General features: G+C 44.0%; 18 protein-coding genes. 4 read left to right on the top strand and 14 right to left on the bottom strand.

Going from position 1 to position 20,849, the window contains the following annotated elements; all coding sequences use genetic code 11:
• Positions 1 to 71 precede the first annotated feature (71 nt).
• The 4 genes from HMPREF0240_RS18025 to HMPREF0240_RS18010 all read right to left on the bottom strand — a co-directional run bounded on the left by HMPREF0240_RS18025 (position 72) and on the right by HMPREF0240_RS18010 (position 4,528).
• On the bottom strand, positions 72 to 1,388 hold the full coding sequence (locus HMPREF0240_RS18025; RefSeq protein WP_009004853.1) for an alpha-L-fucosidase: 1,317 nt from the start codon (positions 1,386 to 1,388) through the stop codon (positions 72 to 74).
• Between the two features lie 122 nt (positions 1,389 to 1,510).
• Positions 1,511 to 2,335 carry a carbohydrate ABC transporter permease gene (locus tag HMPREF0240_RS18020; protein ID WP_050794570.1) on the bottom strand — a complete coding sequence of 275 codons (825 nt, stop codon included), beginning with the start codon at positions 2,333 to 2,335 and terminating at the stop codon, positions 1,511 to 1,513.
• Positions 2,332 to 3,204, bottom strand: coding sequence for a sugar ABC transporter permease (locus HMPREF0240_RS18015; RefSeq protein ID WP_009004851.1), 873 nt, complete (start codon positions 3,202 to 3,204; stop codon positions 2,332 to 2,334). Before HMPREF0240_RS18015 ends, HMPREF0240_RS18020 begins: the two co-directional genes overlap by 4 nt.
• Positions 3,205 to 3,220: 16 nt before the next feature.
• Entirely contained in the window at positions 3,221 to 4,528 is a 1,308-nt protein-coding gene (locus tag HMPREF0240_RS18010) for an ABC transporter substrate-binding protein (protein WP_009004850.1), read from the bottom strand.
• A 309-nt stretch (positions 4,529 to 4,837) separates the two neighbouring features.
• Between HMPREF0240_RS18010 and HMPREF0240_RS24085 the strand changes: the two genes are divergently transcribed.
• Both HMPREF0240_RS24085 and HMPREF0240_RS18000 read left to right on the top strand, forming a co-directional pair.
• The gene (locus tag HMPREF0240_RS24085; protein WP_083806358.1) at positions 4,838 to 5,524 is read left to right on the top strand and encodes a YwaF family protein; all 687 of its coding nucleotides are present in this window, start codon (positions 4,838 to 4,840) and stop codon (positions 5,522 to 5,524) included.
• 304 nt (positions 5,525 to 5,828) lie between these two features.
• Entirely contained in the window at positions 5,829 to 7,148 is a 1,320-nt protein-coding gene (locus HMPREF0240_RS18000; protein WP_009004848.1) for an ATP-binding protein, read from the top strand.
• Positions 7,149 to 7,350: 202 nt separating this feature from the next.
• Here HMPREF0240_RS18000 and HMPREF0240_RS17995 read toward each other — a convergent pair whose 3' ends face one another.
• The 9 genes from HMPREF0240_RS17995 to HMPREF0240_RS17955 all read right to left on the bottom strand — a co-directional run bounded on the left by HMPREF0240_RS17995 (position 7,351) and on the right by HMPREF0240_RS17955 (position 17,059).
• Positions 7,351 to 7,710, bottom strand: a complete 360-nt coding sequence (locus tag HMPREF0240_RS17995; RefSeq protein ID WP_009004847.1) for a DUF1667 domain-containing protein — start codon at positions 7,708 to 7,710, stop codon at positions 7,351 to 7,353.
• A complete protein-coding gene (locus HMPREF0240_RS17990) occupies positions 7,700 to 8,938 on the bottom strand; it encodes an FAD-dependent oxidoreductase (RefSeq protein WP_009004846.1) in 1,239 nt (412 codons plus the stop codon). Before HMPREF0240_RS17990 ends, HMPREF0240_RS17995 begins: the two co-directional genes overlap by 11 nt.
• A gap of 1 nt (position 8,939) precedes the next feature.
• Positions 8,940 to 10,394 carry an NAD(P)/FAD-dependent oxidoreductase gene (locus tag HMPREF0240_RS17985; protein WP_009004845.1) on the bottom strand — a complete coding sequence of 485 codons (1,455 nt, stop codon included), beginning with the start codon at positions 10,392 to 10,394 and terminating at the stop codon, positions 8,940 to 8,942.
• A gap of 2 nt (positions 10,395 to 10,396) precedes the next feature.
• Positions 10,397 to 11,665, bottom strand: a complete 1,269-nt coding sequence (locus tag HMPREF0240_RS17980) for a lactate racemase domain-containing protein (protein ID WP_009004844.1) — start codon at positions 11,663 to 11,665, stop codon at positions 10,397 to 10,399.
• 80 nt (positions 11,666 to 11,745) lie between these two features.
• A complete protein-coding gene (locus HMPREF0240_RS17975; protein WP_009004843.1) occupies positions 11,746 to 12,834 on the bottom strand; it encodes a Gfo/Idh/MocA family oxidoreductase in 1,089 nt (362 codons plus the stop codon).
• A gap of 2 nt (positions 12,835 to 12,836) precedes the next feature.
• The gene (locus tag HMPREF0240_RS17970) at positions 12,837 to 13,658 is read right to left on the bottom strand and encodes a carbohydrate ABC transporter permease (RefSeq protein ID WP_009004842.1); all 822 of its coding nucleotides are present in this window, start codon (positions 13,656 to 13,658) and stop codon (positions 12,837 to 12,839) included.
• Positions 13,659 to 14,519 carry a sugar ABC transporter permease gene (locus HMPREF0240_RS17965; protein ID WP_009004841.1) on the bottom strand — a complete coding sequence of 287 codons (861 nt, stop codon included), beginning with the start codon at positions 14,517 to 14,519 and terminating at the stop codon, positions 13,659 to 13,661.
• 150 nt (positions 14,520 to 14,669) lie between these two features.
• Positions 14,670 to 16,025 carry an extracellular solute-binding protein gene (locus HMPREF0240_RS17960; protein WP_035314071.1) on the bottom strand — a complete coding sequence of 452 codons (1,356 nt, stop codon included), beginning with the start codon at positions 16,023 to 16,025 and terminating at the stop codon, positions 14,670 to 14,672.
• A 116-nt stretch (positions 16,026 to 16,141) separates the two neighbouring features.
• Positions 16,142 to 17,059 (bottom strand): dihydrodipicolinate synthase family protein, encoded by a 918-nt coding sequence (locus HMPREF0240_RS17955; RefSeq protein ID WP_009004839.1) that lies wholly within the window; start codon positions 17,057 to 17,059, stop codon positions 16,142 to 16,144.
• 565 nt (positions 17,060 to 17,624) lie between these two features.
• Here HMPREF0240_RS17955 and HMPREF0240_RS17950 point away from each other — a divergent pair.
• Positions 17,625 to 18,401, top strand: a complete 777-nt coding sequence (locus tag HMPREF0240_RS17950) for an IclR family transcriptional regulator (RefSeq protein ID WP_009004838.1) — start codon at positions 17,625 to 17,627, stop codon at positions 18,399 to 18,401.
• A 96-nt stretch (positions 18,402 to 18,497) separates the two neighbouring features.
• On the top strand, positions 18,498 to 19,109 hold the full coding sequence (locus HMPREF0240_RS23570; protein WP_050794569.1) for a YesL family protein: 612 nt from the start codon (positions 18,498 to 18,500) through the stop codon (positions 19,107 to 19,109).
• A 276-nt stretch (positions 19,110 to 19,385) separates the two neighbouring features.
• Here the strand turns inward: HMPREF0240_RS23570 and HMPREF0240_RS17940 are convergent, their stop codons facing one another.
• Entirely contained in the window at positions 19,386 to 20,306 is a 921-nt protein-coding gene (locus tag HMPREF0240_RS17940) for a dihydrodipicolinate synthase family protein (RefSeq protein WP_009004836.1), read from the bottom strand.
• Positions 20,307 to 20,849 lie beyond the last annotated feature (543 nt).

The following is a 20,849-nucleotide window of genomic DNA, read 5'->3' as shown; positions in this document are numbered from 1 at the left end:
TTCCTGTATTAAACATTAATCAAGATAGCCGTGGAGTCCAACGCCCCCATAGTTTAAATCGAAACTTCGGTTTAAATCTTTAAGACTGCCGTATAGAAATCGTCCTGATACCCGCTTAATTTAATCTTTGTTTTTCCCGCTTCTGTTTTGACGCCTACCCTCAGATTCTGATTCAATGGTATGATGTCATTGCTTACTGCTTCAATTTCAATTTCAGCAGCATCCCCCTGAATATTGTCTATAAATAAATATTCCTGCCCGTCCTTGTCCGTATAGCGTAACTCTATCCCATTGTCCAGAATCTGTGCCTCTTTTTCGCTGCAGGTGGTTCCATATACAGCCTCTTGATTTGTTTTCAGCCACGCCCCCAATTCCCGCAGCCTTTTTGCCTGTTCCTCAGGGATTGTTCCATCAGGTCTGGGCCCAATATTCAGTAATAGATTCCCATTGTCTGCAACAGTACTTACCAGCAGACGGATCAGATCTTTAGCAGATATGATATCTGCGTCGTTTTCATTCTCATTATAACCAAATGACAGCCCCATCCCTCGGCACAGTTCCCACTTTTCATGTTTGCTGGATTTTCCATGTTTATACTCTTTGGTCAAATATCCGTGATATAATCCATTAAATCTGTCATTTACAACCCCATCTTCCACTGTATTGTAATAATGGGCCAGCAGGTATGGCAGGTTATGTTCCCCCTGCTTTGGCCAGCCGATATCATTCCAGAGTATAGATGGATGATAAGTATCAATCAGCTCACAGCATTGCTTATATGCATAATCTGCATATTCGGCAGTAGGGCAGGCATTAAAGTATTCGTCCTCTTCACTGAATATGGGATCATTGGCAAACTGCCAGTCGATAATTCCTGAATAATACAACCCCATTTTCATTCCCTTATCCCTAACCGCTTTTGTCAGTTCACCCGTGATGTCCCTTTCAGGTCCCTGGGTCTTGCAGTTAAAATCTGTATATTTACTGGGGTAAAGACAAAAGCCATCATGGTGCTTCGTTGTCAGCACAACATATTTTGCTCCGGCTTCTTTAAAAAGCTCTGCCCATTCTTCCGGTTCCCAATTTTCCGCCTTCCACATCGCAGCAAACTGCTCATACTGAAAATCTTCGCCGTATTTCTGCCGATGATAATCATAGGATGGGCCTCTTCCGGTTTTAATCGTATTATAGTACCACTCAGCATAGGGGTTGTTAACGAACCATTCCTCATTTATTTCCACTTCCCCCAGTTCCCAGCTTCTGGGAGCAAATGCAGGGACAGAGTACAGCCCCCAATGAATGAAAATCCCAAATTTATAATCCTCATACCATTTTGGAATCTTATGTTGGTTCACAGATTCCCATTTCCCGCAATATCTCTGTTTCATACTTTCCTCCTAAACAATCCTGCCATTTGTTATGATACAAAAATCGTATCTGTTCAAAACCATGGACAGATACGATTAAGGTCATGAAAATCTCTTTGACGACGGGACTTACTATCCCATGTTTATCCCTTTACCGCTCCGGCTGTCATTCCTGAAATAATATATTTCTGGGCAAATATGTACACAATGACTACTGGTATTGATACCATTACCATATCTGCGCATACCAGATTCCAGCTCTGGTTGAATTGCCCGTAAAAATTATAAACAGAAAGCGGCAATGTCCATTTATCCGATGAATTCAACAGGTACATCGGGATCTGAAGTTCATTCCAAACCCACATGAAATTCAGAACCGCTGTCGTAGCAATTACTGGTTTTAATAAGGGCAGTATAATTTTTATAAATAATCTGGTTCCTTTGCAGCCATCCATTACAGCCGCTTCATCCAATTCTCTTGGTATTCCTTTGATAAAGCTTGAAAACAACATACCCGAAAATGGAAGGTATAGTGCCCCATATACAAATACCAGTGAAATCCGGCTTCCGTAAATATGAAGCCCTCTCAGCATTTCCATAGTTGGCATTGCTGCAAACGGTGCTATGATCCCAAATGTCAGCAGCTTTGATATTCTTCTGCACATCGGGGTATCCCTTCGAACCAGCACATAACTGAACATAGCGGCAAGTGCAATGACCAGAAGAACTGAAAAAATTGTAATAAATATACTGTTTCCAAATGCCTGCAGTATATTGCCTTCTTCCCACACTTGCGCATAATTTCCCAAATTCCATTCTCTGGGTAATTTAATATTTAAATAACTTGCCTCTTTCTTCTCCTTAAATGATGTTATTACTACCATAAGGATCGGATAAATTATCGTGATAGTGAACAGCCACATTAGAATTTCCAAAGACAAATTAATTTTCTTTTCTCTCTTACTCATTCTACATGCTCCCATCTTGCGCTGAATTTTTGAAACAAGATTGCCACAATAACTAAAATAACTGTAAATATCAGGTTTGTCGCTACTGAATGCGAATATCTGCCGTTAGCCATTTCATTCATTATCAAGGTTCCGAAGGTCTCCGTATCATGCCCCGGCCCGCCTAATGTCAGGATATAAACCAGGTCGAACATCTTCAGGCCAAAAATCAGGCTGAACAGGATGTTAACATTTACTGTCGGCATAATCAGCGGCAGGGTAATATGCCGGAACAGATTCCACCCGGATGCACCGTCCACTTTTGCAGCCTCCAGATATTCATCCGGTACAGACTGCAGCCCGGCCAGTGTAATGATGATTCCATGGCCCAGGCTTCGCCAGATTTCACACAAGGTAATGACGAAAACAGCTGGCCAGCGCTCTCCAAGCCATGGGAGACATAACTCTTTCAGCCCCACCGAACTCAGCATCATGTTAACTGCACCATGCCTTCCGCCAAACAAGGCATTAAAAATCAATCCCACAATCAGAGTGCAGAAAATAGCAGGAATAAAGTATAATGTACGCAGTGCATTTCTCGTCTTCAGTTTTCGGTTCAGCGCTAATGCAAATACAAATCCTAATACCGTCACGATGACAGTCTTCACTCCAGCAAAAATCAGTGTATTTACAAAAGCGATGGGAACCGTTTTTTCGGTCATTACATCTATAAAGTTCTGAATTCCGATGAATTTGGGGTCAGGTACATATGCGCTCCAGTCTGTAAAAGCATACAGATAACCTAATGTGGACGGAAGTACAAAAAATATGCCGAAAACAATTAGAGGGAGTATAATCATATATGTTGGATATATTTTTTTTCTATTCATATCCTGTCCCTACTTTCTAAAATCCTTCTACTTTTTGTGATTTACAGATTTTTATCCGGCTCTCGTCCATCATTTTCAAACATTCATCCACATCAATGTTGCCAACCAGAAGCTCTTGAATACACTTTGCTCCATCTGTGTTAGAATAACCGGCAATTTCGGTGACAGCTACGGATGCATTGCCAACTTCGTCAATCCAGTCTTTGCTCTCTTCGTACTGAGGTGTAGTGTCAATAGTGGTCATGGATTTGAATAACGGTGCAGTAGAAACTCCGTCAAAAGCAACATTGTAATTCTCCGGATCTCCCATAAAATTAATAAAATCTGTTGCTTCTTCTACATGCCTGCCTTCTTTTGGGGCAGTGAACATAATAACATTCGGACCCTCAAATGTGCCTTTTTCCACCGTTCCCATATAAGCAGGCATCAGTCCGAAGTCCTCTGCCACGTATTCATAGGCTTCACTGTCATAGTTCGCATAAAGCCATGTATCCCAGAGAAATGCCATTGCAGCCTCTCCAGTTCCAAGTACTTCGTTGTAATAATCCCAAGTGTCTGTCATGTATGCTTCTCCGAAGTAGCCTTTATCCGCACTGCTTTTAAACCATTCGAGCAGGGCTTTCATTTCCGGAATTTCTGCATATGTAATCTGGTTCGTATTAATCTTATTCAGAATCTCTTCATCTGCAAAGATGGGGTCCATAGCAAATTGATAGAACATTGGCCATGCATCTTTGATTCCCATATAAATTGGCTGTATTCCGGCATCCAGAAGTTTCTGACAGACCTGATCAAATTCTTTCTGGGTAGTGGGCACTTCCAGATTCTGTTCTTCAAAAATCTTCTTATTGTATAAGGTTCCTGAGATGGAGCATTCCCCAAATGGAACTCCATATACCTTGTCTTTTCTTGTGATCTGTGACCGGATGTTATCACTGACATCATCGACCCACTCGGCATCTGTAAAATCTACAAATGTCTTTTCCGGATTAAATGCATCCAGCTCCTGTCCGCTGAAACTCATAAAGAGGTCAGGAACATCTCCTGTTTGGAACTTTGTCAGAGCAATGCCGTCAAAATTATCCGTGTCAACTCCCTGAATATCCAGCTTATTGCCGGTTTCCTTTTCATACAGTTCGAACATCTTGTTCAGATAGGGCTTGTTTATGTCATTGGCACTTCCCAATAATGTGAGTGTTATTCCGTCCCCTTCATTCTTTTCGGATTCCTTTGCTGTATCCTTCTCAGAGCTTCCGCATCCTGTGATGCTTCCCATTGCCATAACTGCTGCGAGCATGACTGCAACTGCCTTCATCTTTTTCATTTCTTTCCCCGCCTTTCGTACATTTGTGTTTTAGGTTGTCTTTATTATATGAAATCATTTGGGAATAAGATATAGAAAATAGTCAGACGGATATGGAAAATATTCAGAGGATTGTCTAGTACTCTGCTGTTAAGTTTCTAGTAAGCTCACAATCATTAAGATTCATAGTAGTTATTGCGTGCATTTTCACCGCGTCTCCGTTATAATTTTCTATAAAGAGCACTGCTAATATATGTCCAACTGGTATACAATATAAAAAGGATAAGCAAAATGTGCATACGTACGATCCAAATACATCAGGAGGCCAAAATGAAAAACCGGATTACCACCCAAAAACTGAATCATTTTTATCTATTCTGCGGCATCCTCATGTCTGCCAGCGAGCTCTGGAAACAATGGTACCTCACCTTCCGCCAGAACAACGGCATCTACCAGTGGTGGCATTTCCCCTTTCAGCTCTGCAGCATAGCCATGTACATCCTCCTGATCCTCCCCTGGCTCAAACCCTCCCGCGCCCGCCAGGCCCTGCTCTCCTTCCTGATGAACTACAGCCTCCTCGGCGGCATCGCCGTTTTCGCCGACACAAGCGGCCTCCACTACAAATCCTCCGTACTAACGGTTCACTCCTACCTGTGGCACATCCTGCTTATAACCATAGGTCTGACCGCCGGCTTTACCTACATCAAAGAACTCCGCTCCCCGGCCCTGTCCCGCCAGCACTTCAGAGACAGCACCTTACTGTACCTCGCCTGCTGCACAACAGCCGTCCTCCTCAACCAGCTCCTGGACTCCCAAGGCTCCATCAACATGTTCTACATCAACCCCGACTACAAAATGCAGCAAATAGGCTTCTCCGCCCTGGTACCCTACACAGGAAACATCTCCGCCATCCTCCTCTACATCCTGTCAACCATTCTGGGAGCCGCCATTCTTTTCCATATCTGGCGCCTGGCGGTTCATATTTATCAACAAAGGCGCCGCCCTAAAACAAAATAATTGCCCCCACAATCGTCGTGATTGTGGAGGCATTATTCCTGTGAGCAGCGAGCTAAAACCAAGTTAACCTTGTCCTCCACCGCATGGAACAAATAGTTCTTTACAATAAGAAACTGTAACTCAACTTTTTGATCTAAGCACTTCGTATCATCATGCCGCTCAGGCATAAAAATCGGGACAGCTTCTTCGCGTTATAATTTATGACAATATACGCCGTAAATTTGCAAATATATTTTCATTATTCGTTGTATTTTATGTAACATCATGCTATAATATACGCATATAATAGTTTGGAGGTATGGCAATGTACCGTGTAGCAATTGAAAAATTATTAAAATGGAAAGAGAATAAACACCGCAAACCGTTGATTATCGAAGGTGCAAGGCAGGTCGGCAAGACTTGGCTGATGAAAGAATTCGGAGAAACGGCGTATACCGACACCGTATATATTAACTTTGATTCCAATTCAAGAATGGCAGATTTGTTTGCGTCAGATCTTAACACAGACAGATTGATTACTGGTCTTGAGCTATATGCCGGACGAAAAATCAATCCTGATAATACGCTGTTAATTTTTGACGAAGTACAGGAAGTGCCCAGAGCACTCTCTTCTCTTAAATATTTTTATGAAAATGCACCGCAGTATCATATTGTCTGCGCTGGTTCTCTGCTGGGTATCGCCCTGCACGGAGGAACCTCTTTTCCTGTCGGAAAAGTCGATTTTTTAAAGCTTTATCCGCTGTCATTTCAGGAGTTTCTCATGGCAACAGGCAACGAACGATTTACAGAGCTTCTTGAAAAGCAGGATTTTCAAATGATTACTTCATTCAAGCAAACCTATATAGACTCTTTGAAGTACTACTATTTTGTAGGGGGAATGCCGGAGGCAGTGCAGAGCTTTGTCGAAGAGAAGGATTTTAATGAGGTTCGTGCGATTCAAAAACGTATTCTTGCAGCGTACGAACAGGACTTTTCCAAACACGCCCCCGTGGAAATTGTACCGAAAATCAGAATGCTCTGGAACAGCATTCCGTCTCAGCTTGCAAAAGAAAATAAAAAGTTTGTTTACGGGCTCGTCCGTGAGGGTGCAAGGGCAAAAGAATATGAAACAGCCATCATGTGGCTTACGGATTGCGGTTTGGTACACAAGGTCAGCCGTGTCAATACTGCCGGTATTCCGCTGAAAGCTTATGAGGATTTGAAAGCATTCAAACTCTATGTTTTAGATGTGGGCCTTTTAGGATGTATGACGGGCCTTCGTCAGCGCACGTTGCTGGATGGCAAAGACCTGTTTATTGAATTTAAGGGAGCCTTAACCGAACAGTATGTCTGCCAACAGCTCAAGACGATTCAGGATTTAAATGTTTATTACTACACCAACGAACGCGGCTCCTGCGAGGTAGATTTTATTATTGACACAGGCGAGCAGATCATTCCCATCGAGGTAAAAGCAGAAGTCAATCTGAAAGCCAAGAGCCTGCGCACCTATAGGGATAAATACAGCCCAGAAATCTCACTCCGTATCTCAATGGCCGATTACAAAAGAGAGGATTGGCTTGTGAATCTGCCGCTGTATGCGGTGGAAGAGATACCACTTATGGAGAGTTTGTCCATACAATATTAGAAAATACAAAAGACATGGTGAATATACCATTTACAGAGCGCCCCATTCCTGGAGCGCTCTGCTATCGTCAATGATATTACCGGTCTTTTCAGTTACAGATATCCCGTTATAAATCGCTTTGTCTAAGATAAGGCTTTAACAGAAAGGCACAGCGAATACCTTTTATAAAATGACTCCCCGCAAAGCCACCCCCATACGTCCCTCACCCCATATTCTTCGTCACAATCACATCGCTGTCCAGTCCGCATACGTTTTTAATAACCACCTGTCCAATAGACACCGGAGCTGTCAGCTTTATTTTATTAATCTCTTCCATTACCCTGAATATATCTTTTTTCGGGATCACATTAGTAAGTCTCACACTGCACAGAGGCAGTTCCGCCCCCTCAATGCGCACCGAGCTTGAAATCGTCCGGCGCGGATCAATCAGCTCCTGGCGGACATATTCAATCCCTTTCTTACATTTATTACCTGTAACACTTAATATTTGATCCCCTTCATACTGAGTCTCGATCGTACATCCGTTGGGACAAACGATACAAACAAATGTCCTACTGTTCATAAACTGACACCTCGATTTTTTCGTTAGACATAATTTTATCAGCAGCTACATCAAACTGAATCATCTCTGCCGGGATTGCATTTGGTACAATCGTGGATTTCACTGTATTATCTCCCTGGCTGACAATGATTTTACACCTGCCCATCGGCTTACGCACCCTCATGGACATTCTGAAGTTCTTCTCCCCACTGACTTTCTGTGGGATAATATGGCCGATATTGCGGTCAGTTTCAATCTCGATATCACAAGGAGCAACTTCGTCGCTGTTCAGATATTCATTAACACCGGCTGCAAGAGCCTCGGCCTCAAGAGACACAAAGTCAACGAGGTCATGCACATGCAGGACATTTCCCGCTGCAAAAACACCAGGGACATCTGTCTGGAAATTCTCATCGACAAACGCGCCTTTCGTCCGGCCATCCAGTGTGACTCCTGCCGCAAGAGACAACTCGTTCTCAGGAATCAGACCGACTGACAGTACCAGAGTATCACATGTAAAATCTTTTTCGGTTCCGGGTATCGGCTTCATGTCCGGTCCCACCTCCGCTACTGTTACTCCTTCAATCCGGGTGTCTCCTTTGATATTAGTCACAGAATGGCTGAGATACAACGGGATATTGTAATCGTTCAGGCACTGCTCGATATTTCTGGGAAGGCCGCTCGGATACGGCAGTACTTCAAATACAGCCTTAACATGCGCCCCTTCCAGAGTCATCCGCCTTGCCATGATAAGCCCGATATCTCCGGACCCCATGATGATTATCTCTTTTCCCACCATGGTATTATATAAATTCATGTAGCTCTGTGCTACGCCGGCGTTATAGATACCCGATGGCCTCTGCCCCGGAATTGCCAGTGCCCCGCGTGTGCGCTCCCGGCATCCCATTGTGAGGATAATCGCCCTGGCCTGCACCTGCAAAAGCCCATCTCTTGTGTCAGCAGTCACAATTTTATCGTCTGTCAGATCAATGACTGTTGCGTTTGTGAGTACCTCAATCTGCATCTCTTTGACCTGATCAATAAATCTCTGGGAATATTCCGGGCCGCTAAGTGTCTGTCCGAAACGTGTCAGGCCGAATCCATCATGGATGCACTGACGTAAAATACCTCCAAGCTGTTTTTCACGCTCGATGATCAAAATGTCGTCCACTCCGCGTTTTTTCAGTTCAGCAGCAGCGGCAAGCCCGGCCGGACCGCCTCCAATAATCACTACGTCGCGCTTTTGCATGCTATTTCACCTCCCCGGTAAACATATAGGCACCATTTTTATTCAGCAGTATCTCTTCTTTCTGCTTACCAAGCTCTTCCTGTACCATCTGTGTCAGCCTCGTCTCGCAGTATCCGCCCTGGCAGCGTCCCATCGAAGCTCTTGTGCGGTATTTCACCCCGCTGATGGTGGATACGCCCAGAACGTTATGGAGCGCCTGTTTCACTTCTGCTCTGGTCACACACTCACATCTGCAGTATATTTCTCCGTAATCCGGATCCTGCTCGATGAGGCGCTGTTTCCCTTCTTCATCCTGCTCAGCAAACTTTACGATACCCTTGCGGATCGGATTGAACTTCTCGTTAGCAGTCAGTTCTTCCTGCGCTTTTACCTTTTCAACCACTCTTCTCGCAAGCGGAAGCGCGCTGGTCAGCCCGGGTGAGTTTATACACACCAGGTTCACGGCATGAGGAGCACTCTCCTTCGTCTGAATCTGGAAATCCATTTCCTTATGTGTCTCGGGATCTTCAATCGTCGGGAACACGCCCACATAGTTTCGGATATAATAGTCTCTGTTCATACGGGAAAACATTCTGGACCCCTGCTCTACCAGCACGTCAATCATCTTCTGCGTTACCGCATAATCAATCTTTGTACCGATTGTTTCGATGGTAGGACCTACCAGGACATTTCCATCAATCGTCGGGGTTACATGGACATCAAATGCACCGCTCTCATTGGGTGTCGGGTATACCGGCATGGACAGAAAGTTTCCTGCTTTCTTATCCAGGATCTCATATTCACCCTTAATACGGTTCGGTACATAAGCCTCAAAACCGAGCATTTCTGAGATACGAAAGGCATAAAGGCCTGCACAGTTCACCACCCAGCGGGTAACAAATTCTCCGCCATTTGTACTGATGTGGAACAGCCCTTCTTCATCTTTCTCAATCCCTGTTACTTCGTGATCAAAATAGTACTCCGCACCATTCTCAACAGCATTTTCAGCCAATGCTATTGTATATGTAAACGGACATAGAATGCCGGCCGAGGGCACATAGATAGCAAAATCGCCATCTATATTGGGATCCAGGCTTTTGATCTCATCGTGATCAATCATTTTGATGCCGGGGATCTCATTTTCAAGTCCTCTTTGATACAGGCTTTCCAGCCGCTTCTTTTCTTCTTCACCAAATCCAACAATCAGCTTGCCGCATCTTTTAAAAGGTACATCCAGTTCACTGGCAACCTGATCAAATTCTGCGTTTCCTTCCATACAGCACTCTGTACGAAGGAGGTTCTTTTCATGTAAAATACCTGAGTGTAAAAGCCCGGTATTACGTCCGCTAACGCCGTTGCAAACGTCCAGCTCTTTTTCTAAAACACAAATCTTTAACTGATATCGTGACAGTTCTCTTGCAACTGCACTGCCAACCACACCGCCGCCTATCACAACGATATCATACTGTGTGCCCATAGTTATTCTCCACCTTCCGTATTCATGTAACCTATTTGTATTGCTCCCATCGGGTAAATCGCAACCACCGGTTTCTTTCCGGCATATTTTTCTTCCAGCCGTTTCAGAATATCATCCCATTCCACATTCAAATCCGGCGTTTCATTTTGGTAAAACTGTCTGATGTCAATCGAATTAACACCATCAGAATAAATCATTGTTTCTTTGCCTTTGAGCTCCATCGGAGGCACATTGTCATCATGCGGGGAAAACAGGCTCATGCCCGGCCCGAATAATGCATGGAATCCAGCGCCCTCACTTGCCGCAGTCATTGCGACCAATGTTCCGTCAGGCTTAACACATTTCTCTTTATGATGCCCCAGAACAGCAAAACAGGTGCCGATCTGAGAGTATTCCGTATCTTTCGGATAAGCAGAGAGAACCAGAATATCCGCATCCTTTATCAGTTCTGTCTGCAGAGCGTCCATTGCCCGGCTGCACGCAGCCCTGTGTGCCTTAATGAAATGTCCGGCAAAAGCATCCGCAACCCCCATCTTATCATTGAGCACAACATTCACAATAAAGTCCAGTCCCACTTTCCCAACGATCCGCTCCATATTGGTACGCATCGGATTGTCAGGATTGCAGGTACTTGTCTTAAAGGATCTGCTCTTGCCCGCATCCGCATAGACCAGCATATGGTTGCTTCTCAGCGTCTCAATACCGCCGATTCCCGGAATCACTGCCTTTGCCCCTCCGGAAAATCCTGCCAGTGTGTGAGGCACGATACATCCAACCGCTATTCTCAGTTCTGCATCTACAAAATGCTTATTAATCTTAATCACCTGATCATCATCAGGTATCGTAACCAGATCTGCCGAAAATGGTGAATGGTTCAGTACCTGGACGTGATCCAGCACCCATTTTCCGACCTTCAGTTCCATTTCCTGCTTTGTCATTGGCCGGTGACCGCCAAGTGCAACCAGAACCTTGATATTTTTGCCGTCCATTCCGGCATCCATCAGCTTCTGGATAATAATTGGAAGTAAGAAGGCCCCCGGCGTAGGACGGGAAATGTCATCAATAATAATGCAGGCACTCTTTTTTCCCGCAGCCAGCGTCTCCAGACTCTCGGTTCCGATCGGATTGTCTATTTTCTCAAGAACTTCCCCGCTTGTCAGAGAAGGAAGCTCCTTCATCCCCTGATAGTGAATCTCCCAACCATCCGGAAAAGTCAATTCCCTATATGCCTGTTCATACCACTGTCCCCATGGGACCTTAAATTCCTGCATAACCTGTACCTCCCACATTTTTTTACCCCCAAAGGGGCTGCCGCGTAACCTTTTACTGTCCTGTTCGTCTTTTCATCCTGCTAAAAATAAAAAGGCTGTTTCTTTGCTGCCGAACTGTAGATTCCCTCCACGATACGTGCAACGGCAAACGCCTGCTGTGCCGACGGGTCCACCGTCTCTCCTGACAGAAGCATCTTCATAATTGCCTGATGCTCACGTGCCGATGCGCTGGCTGCCTCCCCCTCAGGAGTCAGAGAACGCCGCGTCTCCTGGAGTTTGTTTTCCGTCATGCACATCTTTCCGCCGACCTCATGGATCAGCGTAACATGATCCTCTTCACGGAGTGAAATGCCCGCCGCTGTCCCATACAGATCAACGCTGGCTTCCCTCTCCCATTTTGTGTTTAGTGCATAGGATGCCTCAACCGTAAGTGTCATTCCGTTTTTCATAACAACAAATCCCAATGAACAGTCCTCAATGTTCATTTTATCCGGATTCCAGTTCCCCCAGAGGTTCGCCTCGCTTCCCTGCTTCATAATCTTGTCATAGGCAGTCCCTACGGCATAATCCGGTTCAAAATTATCTGACAGCCACATAGCCAGATCCAGTGCATGGGAGCCGATATCGATCAACGGACCGCCCCCAAGAAGCGCCTTATTACCGGCGGCGCCCCATGTCGGGACCGCACGGCGCCGGAGGGCATATGCCTTTGCATAATAAATGTCCGAAAAGAACCCCTCCTCATAAAGCCGCCTGGCATAAAGTGCCTGGTTTGTATACCTGTTCTGATAGGAAATATGGAGCATCCGTTCATTCTGTACAGAGGCATCCAGCATCTCCCTCGCTTCCGATGCATTTAACGCCATCGGTTTTTCACAGATCACATGCATTTTACTGTTAAGCGCTTTTACCGTATATTCCGCATGTGTACTGTTTGGCGTTGCAATAAATGCAACATCAATATCATCTCTTGAAAAAACATCTTCCAGGCTTTTTGCCACAATGGTATCATCACTGCCGAACTGAATCCTGCACTTTTCTGCTGTTTCCTTATTCACATCAAACAGCACTTTAATATGCAGATGCGGATCAGAAGCAGACAATGGCAGATGTTTTTTCCGGGCAATTGCACCGCAGCCGATGAAAGCAGCATTTAAAATAGAGTCCATATCTATCCTTTCACGGCTCCAGATGTAACACCCTGAATGATATATTTCTGGAAAAATGTAAATATCGCAACCGGCGGGATAATACCAATCAGTGACGCAGCGGCCATAATGTGCCAGCGGATTGTAGTATCGCTGAGCAGACTATATACTACCAGTGTCAGAGGATACTTACTTGCATCCGACAGCAGGAACAGCGGTACAACGAATTCGTTATAACTGTTAATGAATACAAAGATCGCGCCAACTGCAATACCAGGGCCGCTGATTGGGAAAATCACGCGCACCAGCAGCTGTATGTAACTGCAGCCGTCCAATGCCGCCGCCTCTTCCAGTTCTGCCGGCAGAGTCGAAAAATATCCATGAAGGATTGTTACAACCAGAGCCAGATTGATGCCTGTGAGTACAATGATCAGACTGAACCGGGAATTCAGAAGGCCCAGTGACTGGAACATCTTGTATAATGTCGGCAGAATTACGATTCCGGCCATCATCTGTGACATCAGCAGGATAAAAAGCATAGCCTGGCGCATCTTAAAACGATATCTTGAAAGCACATACGCAGCCGGCACAGAAATCAATGTTGTAAGAACCGTTGCACTGCATGCGTAGAAAAAGCTGTTCAGAACATTACTGAAAATCAGTTTAAATGCTGAGGCAAAATTGGATATCTCAAAATGATGAGGTACCAGCTGGGCCTCCAGCAGGTTGGAATATGGCGTCAGTGAAACGATCAGCGCCTCATAGATCGGAATCACTGCAAACAGACAGAATATAATACACAGGATAATTCGGACGATTTTTCCAACAATTGACTTATTATTCATCTAATCATCCTCCTTTTCCATCAGCCGCCAGTAGAATATTGTAATGATTACAAGAACCAATATTGCAATGAGTGACCACGCAGAAGCTGTTCCAAGATTCTTCATGCTGAACATCTCCTGATAGATACGCATGGAAATGGTCTTTGTTGCATCGACCGGTCCGCCTCCTGTCATACCGAAAATAATGTCAAATACGAGGAATGTCCATACTGTCAGTACGATCAGTGTACTTCCTGTTATTGCTTTCAGGTTTGGCATTGTAATATACCAGAATCGCTGCACCGGTCCGGCACCGTCAATACATGCTGCTTCATACTGTTCAGCCGGAATGGTTGTCAGCGCCGAATAATAATTCATAAACGCAAAGGGCATTGCACGCCAGACACGTGCCACAATAACAGCCACAAGGGCCAGATCCAGCCCCAGAAAACTGATCGGCTCGTCAATCAGGCCTAAATTTTTAAGTAATATGTTGATAATACCAAAATCTGAATTATATACAAATCGCCAGCAAGAGGCAACAATAATCAAAGGAATGGCGTAGGGCAGCAGATTAAATGCTACGACTACTTTCTTTCCCGGAAATGAACGATTACAGATCATTGCTACTACAAGACCCAGAATCATTGCGGGAATTACAGAACCAAAAGTCCAAATTAACGTAGTTACAACAGTTTTCGGAATCTCACCTTTAATAATAGAAAAATTTCCAAAGCCTACAAACTGACCTGCCGTAGCGCCGCTGAACCCCATAAAGGCGCTGGTACAGACCTTAAACAACGGGTATCCATAAACAAACAGTAACAAAATGACAAGCGGAAGCAGCGAACAGATGACTCTCTTTCTCTGGCTCTTTTTCAAACAGGGCGCCCCCTTTCTCGAAACGAATATTGCTTTTATCCAGACCGGATATTCGGCCGGTCTGGATAAAAGACATATGTTTTTATACCTGCAAACCGTATCCTTATATTAAATTCTCAAGTTCTAACAGTTCAGTCGCAACAGGATAGGTTACTGGTTACGTGAAGTAACACCTTTCGCCGCTTCACTTGCCGCCTTGAGTGCATCTTCCGGTCCGATCTGGCCAAGAATGAACTGCTGCCATACTTCTTCAAGAGCAGTATAATATGCAGCCGGTGTTGCGCTGTCCTTTCCGATCATGCCATAAAGTGTATAATCCTGTGCTTCATCGTAGAATACCCTCCAGTAGTCATACTGGAATGCCTCATTATCAAATTCAGACTCATACAGAGGAGCAGAACCGTATGCAACGTGGTGATCTATGATTACTTCCGGATCCATAAGATATTCAATTAATTTAGCAGATGCCTCTGCGGTCTCGTCACGTGTAGCGATCCAGCCGTTTGTACCTGCCCATGCAATCTTCTTGCCATTAGGAGCAAGCGGAACCGTTGCAATACCAATCTTACTTTCATCCAGATTTTCTCCGAATGCAGCCTGGTAAGCAGCAACTCCCCATGGTCCGTCAATCAGCATGCCCACACCGCCGTCTCTTAACAGCGGACGTAATTCTCCACGGCCATATTCTGTAGGTGAATCCTGTAAATAAGGTATGAGCTGTTCAACAAACTTCAGAGCCTCAAGGCCTTCCTTATTATCGAACTGCGGCATACTGTCATCATCGAGAACAGCAGCATCCATTGACTGATTCAGGAACAGGCCGATATATTCCTCAAGTACTTCGGATCCTGTAATTGCAGGAATTCCAATTCCAGGTTTGCCTGTTTTTTCTTTGATGGTTTTCGCTGCTTCCAGCAGTTCATCCCATGTAGTAGGCGGAGCCTCCGGATCCAGTCCGGCAGCTTCAAACACTTCTTTATTATAGTAAAGGGCAAATGTATCTACACTACTCGGAATATAATATGTACCGTCCATACTGCTGGTATTTACCAGATTCCAGACACTGTCAGGAATCTGACTTAAAAAGTCTTCGTTCAGGTAGTCGTCCAGCTTAACCAGGTGATCCTTTGCCGAGGAGTCATTCAGCTTATTGTCCCACCAGAAGATTACATCCGGCTGTGTTCCTGCTTCAAATGAGGTTGGGTACTTCTGTATCCACCCTGCCCATGACTCATATGCAATATCAACTTCTATATCCGGGTTATCTTTTTCAAACTGTTCGATTGCCGGTTCCATGAAGGCTTCTACCTTCTCCTGATCGCCCGGTCTGAGAACTGTAATCTTTGTTTTTCCGCTTTTGTCAGTACTGCTCTTTGATTCATCAGAAGCTTTCTTAGAAGTATCGGAAGTGTCTGCGGCTGTATCTTTGGATGAACCACAGCCCCACAGTGTCGTACTGAATACGACTGTACACAATAAGATAGCGCAAATTATCTTCTTTTTCATAATAATAACCTTACCTTTCTGCTAAAATTACAGATCCGCTCTGGCCTGTAATCTGCAAACTCTCCCCCATCCTGCTGTAGTCTCTCTAAAAATGCACGGGGAACTACATTAGATTCTTAAGCCAGGTATCCATATTCTTTCAGAACTGTTTTAAGGGTTTCCATAACATCAGCCGGAAGCTCTGAAATTACCGGTTTACGGCAGTAACCTGCATCAACACCACGAAGTTTAAGGCCTTCTTTAATAATCTGAAGCCAAGGTGTCGGCATTCCATCTGCGGTAGGTTTTGTGAATAATGGAAGGTAAGGACGAATCTTTGCAAAGTGCGCTGCCATAGCTTCTTCCATCTTTCTTTCTTTTGCAAGGTTGAACACTTCTGTATTTTCTTTTGGGAAGAGGTTGCCTGTACCGCATACCCATCCATCTGCCCAGCAGCTTACGCTCTCAACAGGGCAAACATCGTAGCCATAGAAAATAGCAAAATTATCATCTGTAAGATATCTCAGATCCTGTTGTCTGTAAACATCAGCCTGACGTTCTTTCACAGCGTCGATAAATCCTTCGTTGTACAGCTTAGCCATAAATTCATCACTCATCAGGCATGTTGAATAGTAAGGATTGTGATAAACCATGATCGGGATACTGATTTCTTTGCGGATTGCTTCGTAGTGTTTCAGCAATTCGTTCTCGTTCGGAGCCATGTACCATGGTGTTACTGCCATAACGCCGTCAGCACCGGCTGCCTCAGCCGCTTTTGACATTTTAATAACGTCTTTTGTGCGGTATGCTCCGGTAGAGCATACAACTTTGAATCTTCCGTCTGCGGCTTTCACTGTTGCTTCGTTTACTGCGATCTGCTCGTCAGGGGTCATAGCAACCATTTCGCCTGTACTGCCGGAAGGGATAACACCTGTAACTCCGCTGTCTACCAGAAAGTCTGTGCATTCTTTGATTCCATTGAAGTTAATGGATTCGTCTGCATTAAAAGGTGTTACCATTGGGATGTAGATGCCGTTCAGTTTTTCTCTTGCCATACTTTTCGTTCTCCTTTTCTACTATTGATCAGATTTAAAAACAACCATTCCGTTATGTAATATGCAGTATTTTGGTGTTTTAAATCTTTCCGTGCCATCTCGTTGTCTGTTATACAGATTTTTTTCGAAATAGCCATTCCGTATTTTTAATATACAACGATTCCACCCGTCTGTCAACCACATTTTTCATTTTCTAATCATCTCATAATATTTTCAGATAATATTCGACTCTTTCCGTTTTAAATACTATTTATTTTGATTTTCACGGTACTAACGCAAATATTGTCAAACTATTAACAATACCTGAATTATGGGCCGTCGCTGTGCAAAAACCGCCATTTTCCGCTTTATGAAATATGCATTCCCGTTTATTTTTATATTTTGGTTCAACTTATTGACATCCCATTTTTTAAATGGTATAAATGTAATATATCCGCTTTATCTAAATCCGAAATATATATTCCAATCACACCCAAAGGGCACCCCGTAACTCACGCCCTACGGGCAGGTCTGCAGCCAAGCTGCAGAACAAGGTATAAAATCAAAGAGTAAGGAGGTCTACGTCTTGGAAAAACAAAATGTAGAAACCATCAAAATGGTGGATCGGGCCCTGGAGGTACTGGACATCCTGCGCAAAGAGCGCTCACCGCTGGGAGTGAATGAAATCGCAAAAAATTGCGAACTCAATCCATCAACCGCCTTTCGAATTTTAAAAACTCTAGAAGTGAATGGCTGGGTATACCAGTGTATGGACGGGCGTTACATCACCGGCCAAAAGATCAGCTTTGTTATCGAAAAAAACAATCTCTATCTGGCATTGAAAGAAGTGGCAGAATTAACAATGAGCCGCTGCACAGAAGAAAACAGGCAGGCAATGAACCTGGTTGTCCGTGAGGGCAGCCGCTGCTATATTCTGCAGCAGTCGCTCACTAAAAGCCTTGTTAACTATGTCCCGCCTTTGTACTCGGAGCTCCCCTTCTATGCATGCGCAGGTGGCAAGATTCTTATGTCAGAGCTTCCAATCAGCCTGGTTGATAAGCTTCTGGAGTCCTGCGATATGGAGCCGATGACACCTTATACCATTATCGATCCGGATGAATTTTGGCAGGAAGTCCGCATGGCAGCAAAAAAAGGCTACGCTTTTGATCACAGAGAATCTTCCGAAAACGGAAGCTGTATTTCTGTTCCGGTACGCGACTGCGAAGGAGCCATAATTGCCGCTTTATCCTTCAGTGGATTTATCGGAATACAGGATCCGGATGAGTTGCTCCCCTGTCTGCCGATACTGCAGGAAGCATCCCAGGAGATTACCCGTAACCTGTATCAGTGCTGGGGTAAGTAGGCATTCATATTGTATCAGCCATATGGAATTCCTTTTATTGCTCTGCGTTTTCAACTGTCCCCGATCAATATGCCGCATCAAAAAGGAGGAAACCGATTGGACAAAGCTCACACAAACTTCATATGGCGCTTTCTGGATATCATAGGCCAGATAGTCGCCGCCAGCATTCTTTGGGCTGTCTGTTGTCTGCCGATCATCACGATCGGCCCCTCATCTACAGCGCTGTACTATGCAGTTGTAAAATCAGTACGGCGAGACAGCGGAGAGCCTGTATGGACTGCTTTTTTTCACTCGATCAAAGAAAATTTCTGGCAGGGGATGTACCTCAACCTGATATTCCTTGGTTACTGCGGGATGGCCTGCACAGTATTGCTGCTGAACCTTCCGGCTGACTGGCCGGACATGCACAATGCATCAGCCGGAGCATTCATAGGCATCGGTCTATTCCTGATGGCAGCCTGGATGATTCCATACGCATATCCGCTGCTGTCCAGATTTTATTTTAAAAATACACAGATACTGCGTCTCACACTTTACATAAGCGTTCGTTATTTCTATGTAACCTTCCTGCTTGTACTGCTCCTCGCAACCGCTGTTATATTTTCATATCTCTACCCCGTTTTTATCATCGCCATACCGGCTCTGTATTGCTTTATCGCCTCATGGCTGCTGGAGCCTATATTTTCCAGGTATACAGCCAGGGAATGATTCGATCAATTATATATGAATACACAAAAATGCCGAGTCATCGGCATTTTTTAATTTTTATATAGCCCTGGCTTTACCAATTGGCCATTCCCATTGTAAGACCATGGAAATCAGATGTTTTATTCTGGCCGCTGCATACTGTTTCAAGATACCCGGGAAGCAGAGACATCACAAATATCCGGATTGAGGCATAAAAAAGTTTATGTTATGATGCCGGCATATGTAGGCACCATAACATAAACTTTTACTTCTTCAGGCCTGTACGAAAGATGTCATTTATGCAAGATATCCATAGAACTTCAAAGTATCTTTCAGACGTTTCATTGTCTCTTCCGGTAATTCATTGAGAACCGGCTTACGAGAGTAACCTGCGTCAACACCACGAAGTTTAAGACCTTCTTTAATAATCTGAAGCCACAGAACATTGCCATTAGAATCTGCCTCTGAGAACAGATGTAAGTATGGCCAGATTTCTTTCTCGTGAGCTTCCATAGCTTCTGCTGTCTTTTTCGCTTTTGCAAGTTTATAAACATCTGAGTTTTCTTTCGGGAATAAGTTGCCTGTACCACATACCCAGCCATCACTCCAGCAAGATAATGTTTCAACCGGACACACATCATACCCATAGAAAATAGAGAAGTTGTCATCCGTTAAACGACGAAGGTTCTGCTGACGATAAACATCTGCCTGACGTTCTTTAACTGCATCAATGCATCCTTCATTATACAGTTTAGCCATAAATTTATCGCTCATCAAACAGGTAGAATAGTATGGATTGTGATACATCATAACCGGAAGTTTGATGGAATCGTGAACAGCCTTGAAATGTTCGAACAGTTCTTTCTCGTTTGGAGCCATGTACCAAGGTGTAACAGCCATGATACCATCTGCGCCGTCAGATTCAGCAGCCTGAGACATTGTAACAACGTCACATGTACGATAAGCTCCCGTAGATGCAATTACTTTTATATCGTTGTCATGTCCAGCTTCGATATATGCTTTATTAACCGCAATCTGCTCTTCTACTGTAAGCGCTGTGATTTCTCCTGTAGATCCAGAAGGGATAATTCCGCTGACACCATTCCCTGCAAGGAACTTTGTTAATTCCTTAATCGCATTAAAATTAATTGACTCGTCTTTGTTGAAAGGTGTTACCACCGGAATGTAAATTCCTTCAAGTTTCGCTCTGTTTCCCATAATATTTCTCCTTTTATTTTTTATTCGGAATAATTATTCCAATTCCTGTTTTCACTTTAACCTCTTGCTTATTATTTGTCAATATGTTTATTTGTGCCTTCTTGTTTTTCGTTAATTATGCCTAATTTATACTCTTTATTTTGTGCAATATGCACTGCATTCTTTCATTTTTGAATCTTACAATACTTTTATCCGCCACGATTTCAGAATACTTATTCCGTTTATTCATTTCAGTAATAACAATAGATATAGATGAAGATTCCTTTATACTGATTAAACGATACAAGTATAGAGCAGAGATCATTGCGGAGCCCGATTAAACAAGAGTCACTCAACGACTGTTGAAACTCTGTCTTTTTCTTTACTCCATCGATTCAATATTAACTTTCCCTATATCCAGTGGCTCTTATAATAGATATATCATTTTCTGTGCCATTTTGATTTCAGCATTGACAAAACTTCACACTATTGTTATAGTCAATATATACATTTAATTCGGAATGTCCATTTCATATAGTTGATATAACAAAATGGATCTTCATT

It is taken from the genome of Clostridium sp. D5, from assembly GCF_000190355.1.
Taxonomy (GTDB): Bacteria; Bacillota; Clostridia; order Lachnospirales; family Lachnospiraceae; genus Faecalicatena; species Faecalicatena fissicatena_A.
The sequence above is the reverse complement of the archived record's forward strand: the minus strand, read 5'-3'. Positions and strand labels throughout refer to the sequence as shown.

Coding starts and splice junctions, on each gene's coding strand:
- HMPREF0240_RS18025 (WP_009004853.1), bottom strand. CDS start 1,388: ATGAAACAGAGATATTGCGGGAAATGGGAATCTGTGAACCAACATAAG.
- HMPREF0240_RS18020 (WP_050794570.1), bottom strand. CDS start 2,335: ATGAGTAAGAGAGAAAAGAAAATTAATTTGTCTTTGGAAATTCTAATG.
- HMPREF0240_RS18015 (WP_009004851.1), bottom strand. CDS start 3,204: ATGAATAGAAAAAAAATATATCCAACATATATGATTATACTCCCTCTA.
- HMPREF0240_RS18010 (WP_009004850.1), bottom strand. CDS start 4,528: ATGAAAAAGATGAAGGCAGTTGCAGTCATGCTCGCAGCAGTTATGGCA.
- HMPREF0240_RS24085 (WP_083806358.1), top strand. CDS start 4,838: ATGAAAAACCGGATTACCACCCAAAAACTGAATCATTTTTATCTATTC.
- HMPREF0240_RS18000 (WP_009004848.1), top strand. CDS start 5,829: ATGTACCGTGTAGCAATTGAAAAATTATTAAAATGGAAAGAGAATAAA.
- HMPREF0240_RS17995 (WP_009004847.1), bottom strand. CDS start 7,710: ATGAACAGTAGGACATTTGTTTGTATCGTTTGTCCCAACGGATGTACG.
- HMPREF0240_RS17990 (WP_009004846.1), bottom strand. CDS start 8,938: ATGCAAAAGCGCGACGTAGTGATTATTGGAGGCGGTCCGGCCGGGCTT.
- HMPREF0240_RS17985 (WP_009004845.1), bottom strand. CDS start 10,394: ATGGGCACACAGTATGATATCGTTGTGATAGGCGGCGGTGTGGTTGGC.
- HMPREF0240_RS17980 (WP_009004844.1), bottom strand. CDS start 11,665: ATGCAGGAATTTAAGGTCCCATGGGGACAGTGGTATGAACAGGCATAT.
- HMPREF0240_RS17975 (WP_009004843.1), bottom strand. CDS start 12,834: ATGGACTCTATTTTAAATGCTGCTTTCATCGGCTGCGGTGCAATTGCC.
- HMPREF0240_RS17970 (WP_009004842.1), bottom strand. CDS start 13,658: ATGAATAATAAGTCAATTGTTGGAAAAATCGTCCGAATTATCCTGTGT.
- HMPREF0240_RS17960 (WP_035314071.1), bottom strand. CDS start 16,025: ATGAAAAAGAAGATAATTTGCGCTATCTTATTGTGTACAGTCGTATTC.
- HMPREF0240_RS17955 (WP_009004839.1), bottom strand. CDS start 17,059: ATGGCAAGAGAAAAACTGAACGGCATCTACATCCCAATGGTAACACCT.
- HMPREF0240_RS17940 (WP_009004836.1), bottom strand. CDS start 20,306: ATGGGAAACAGAGCGAAACTTGAAGGAATTTACATTCCGGTGGTAACA.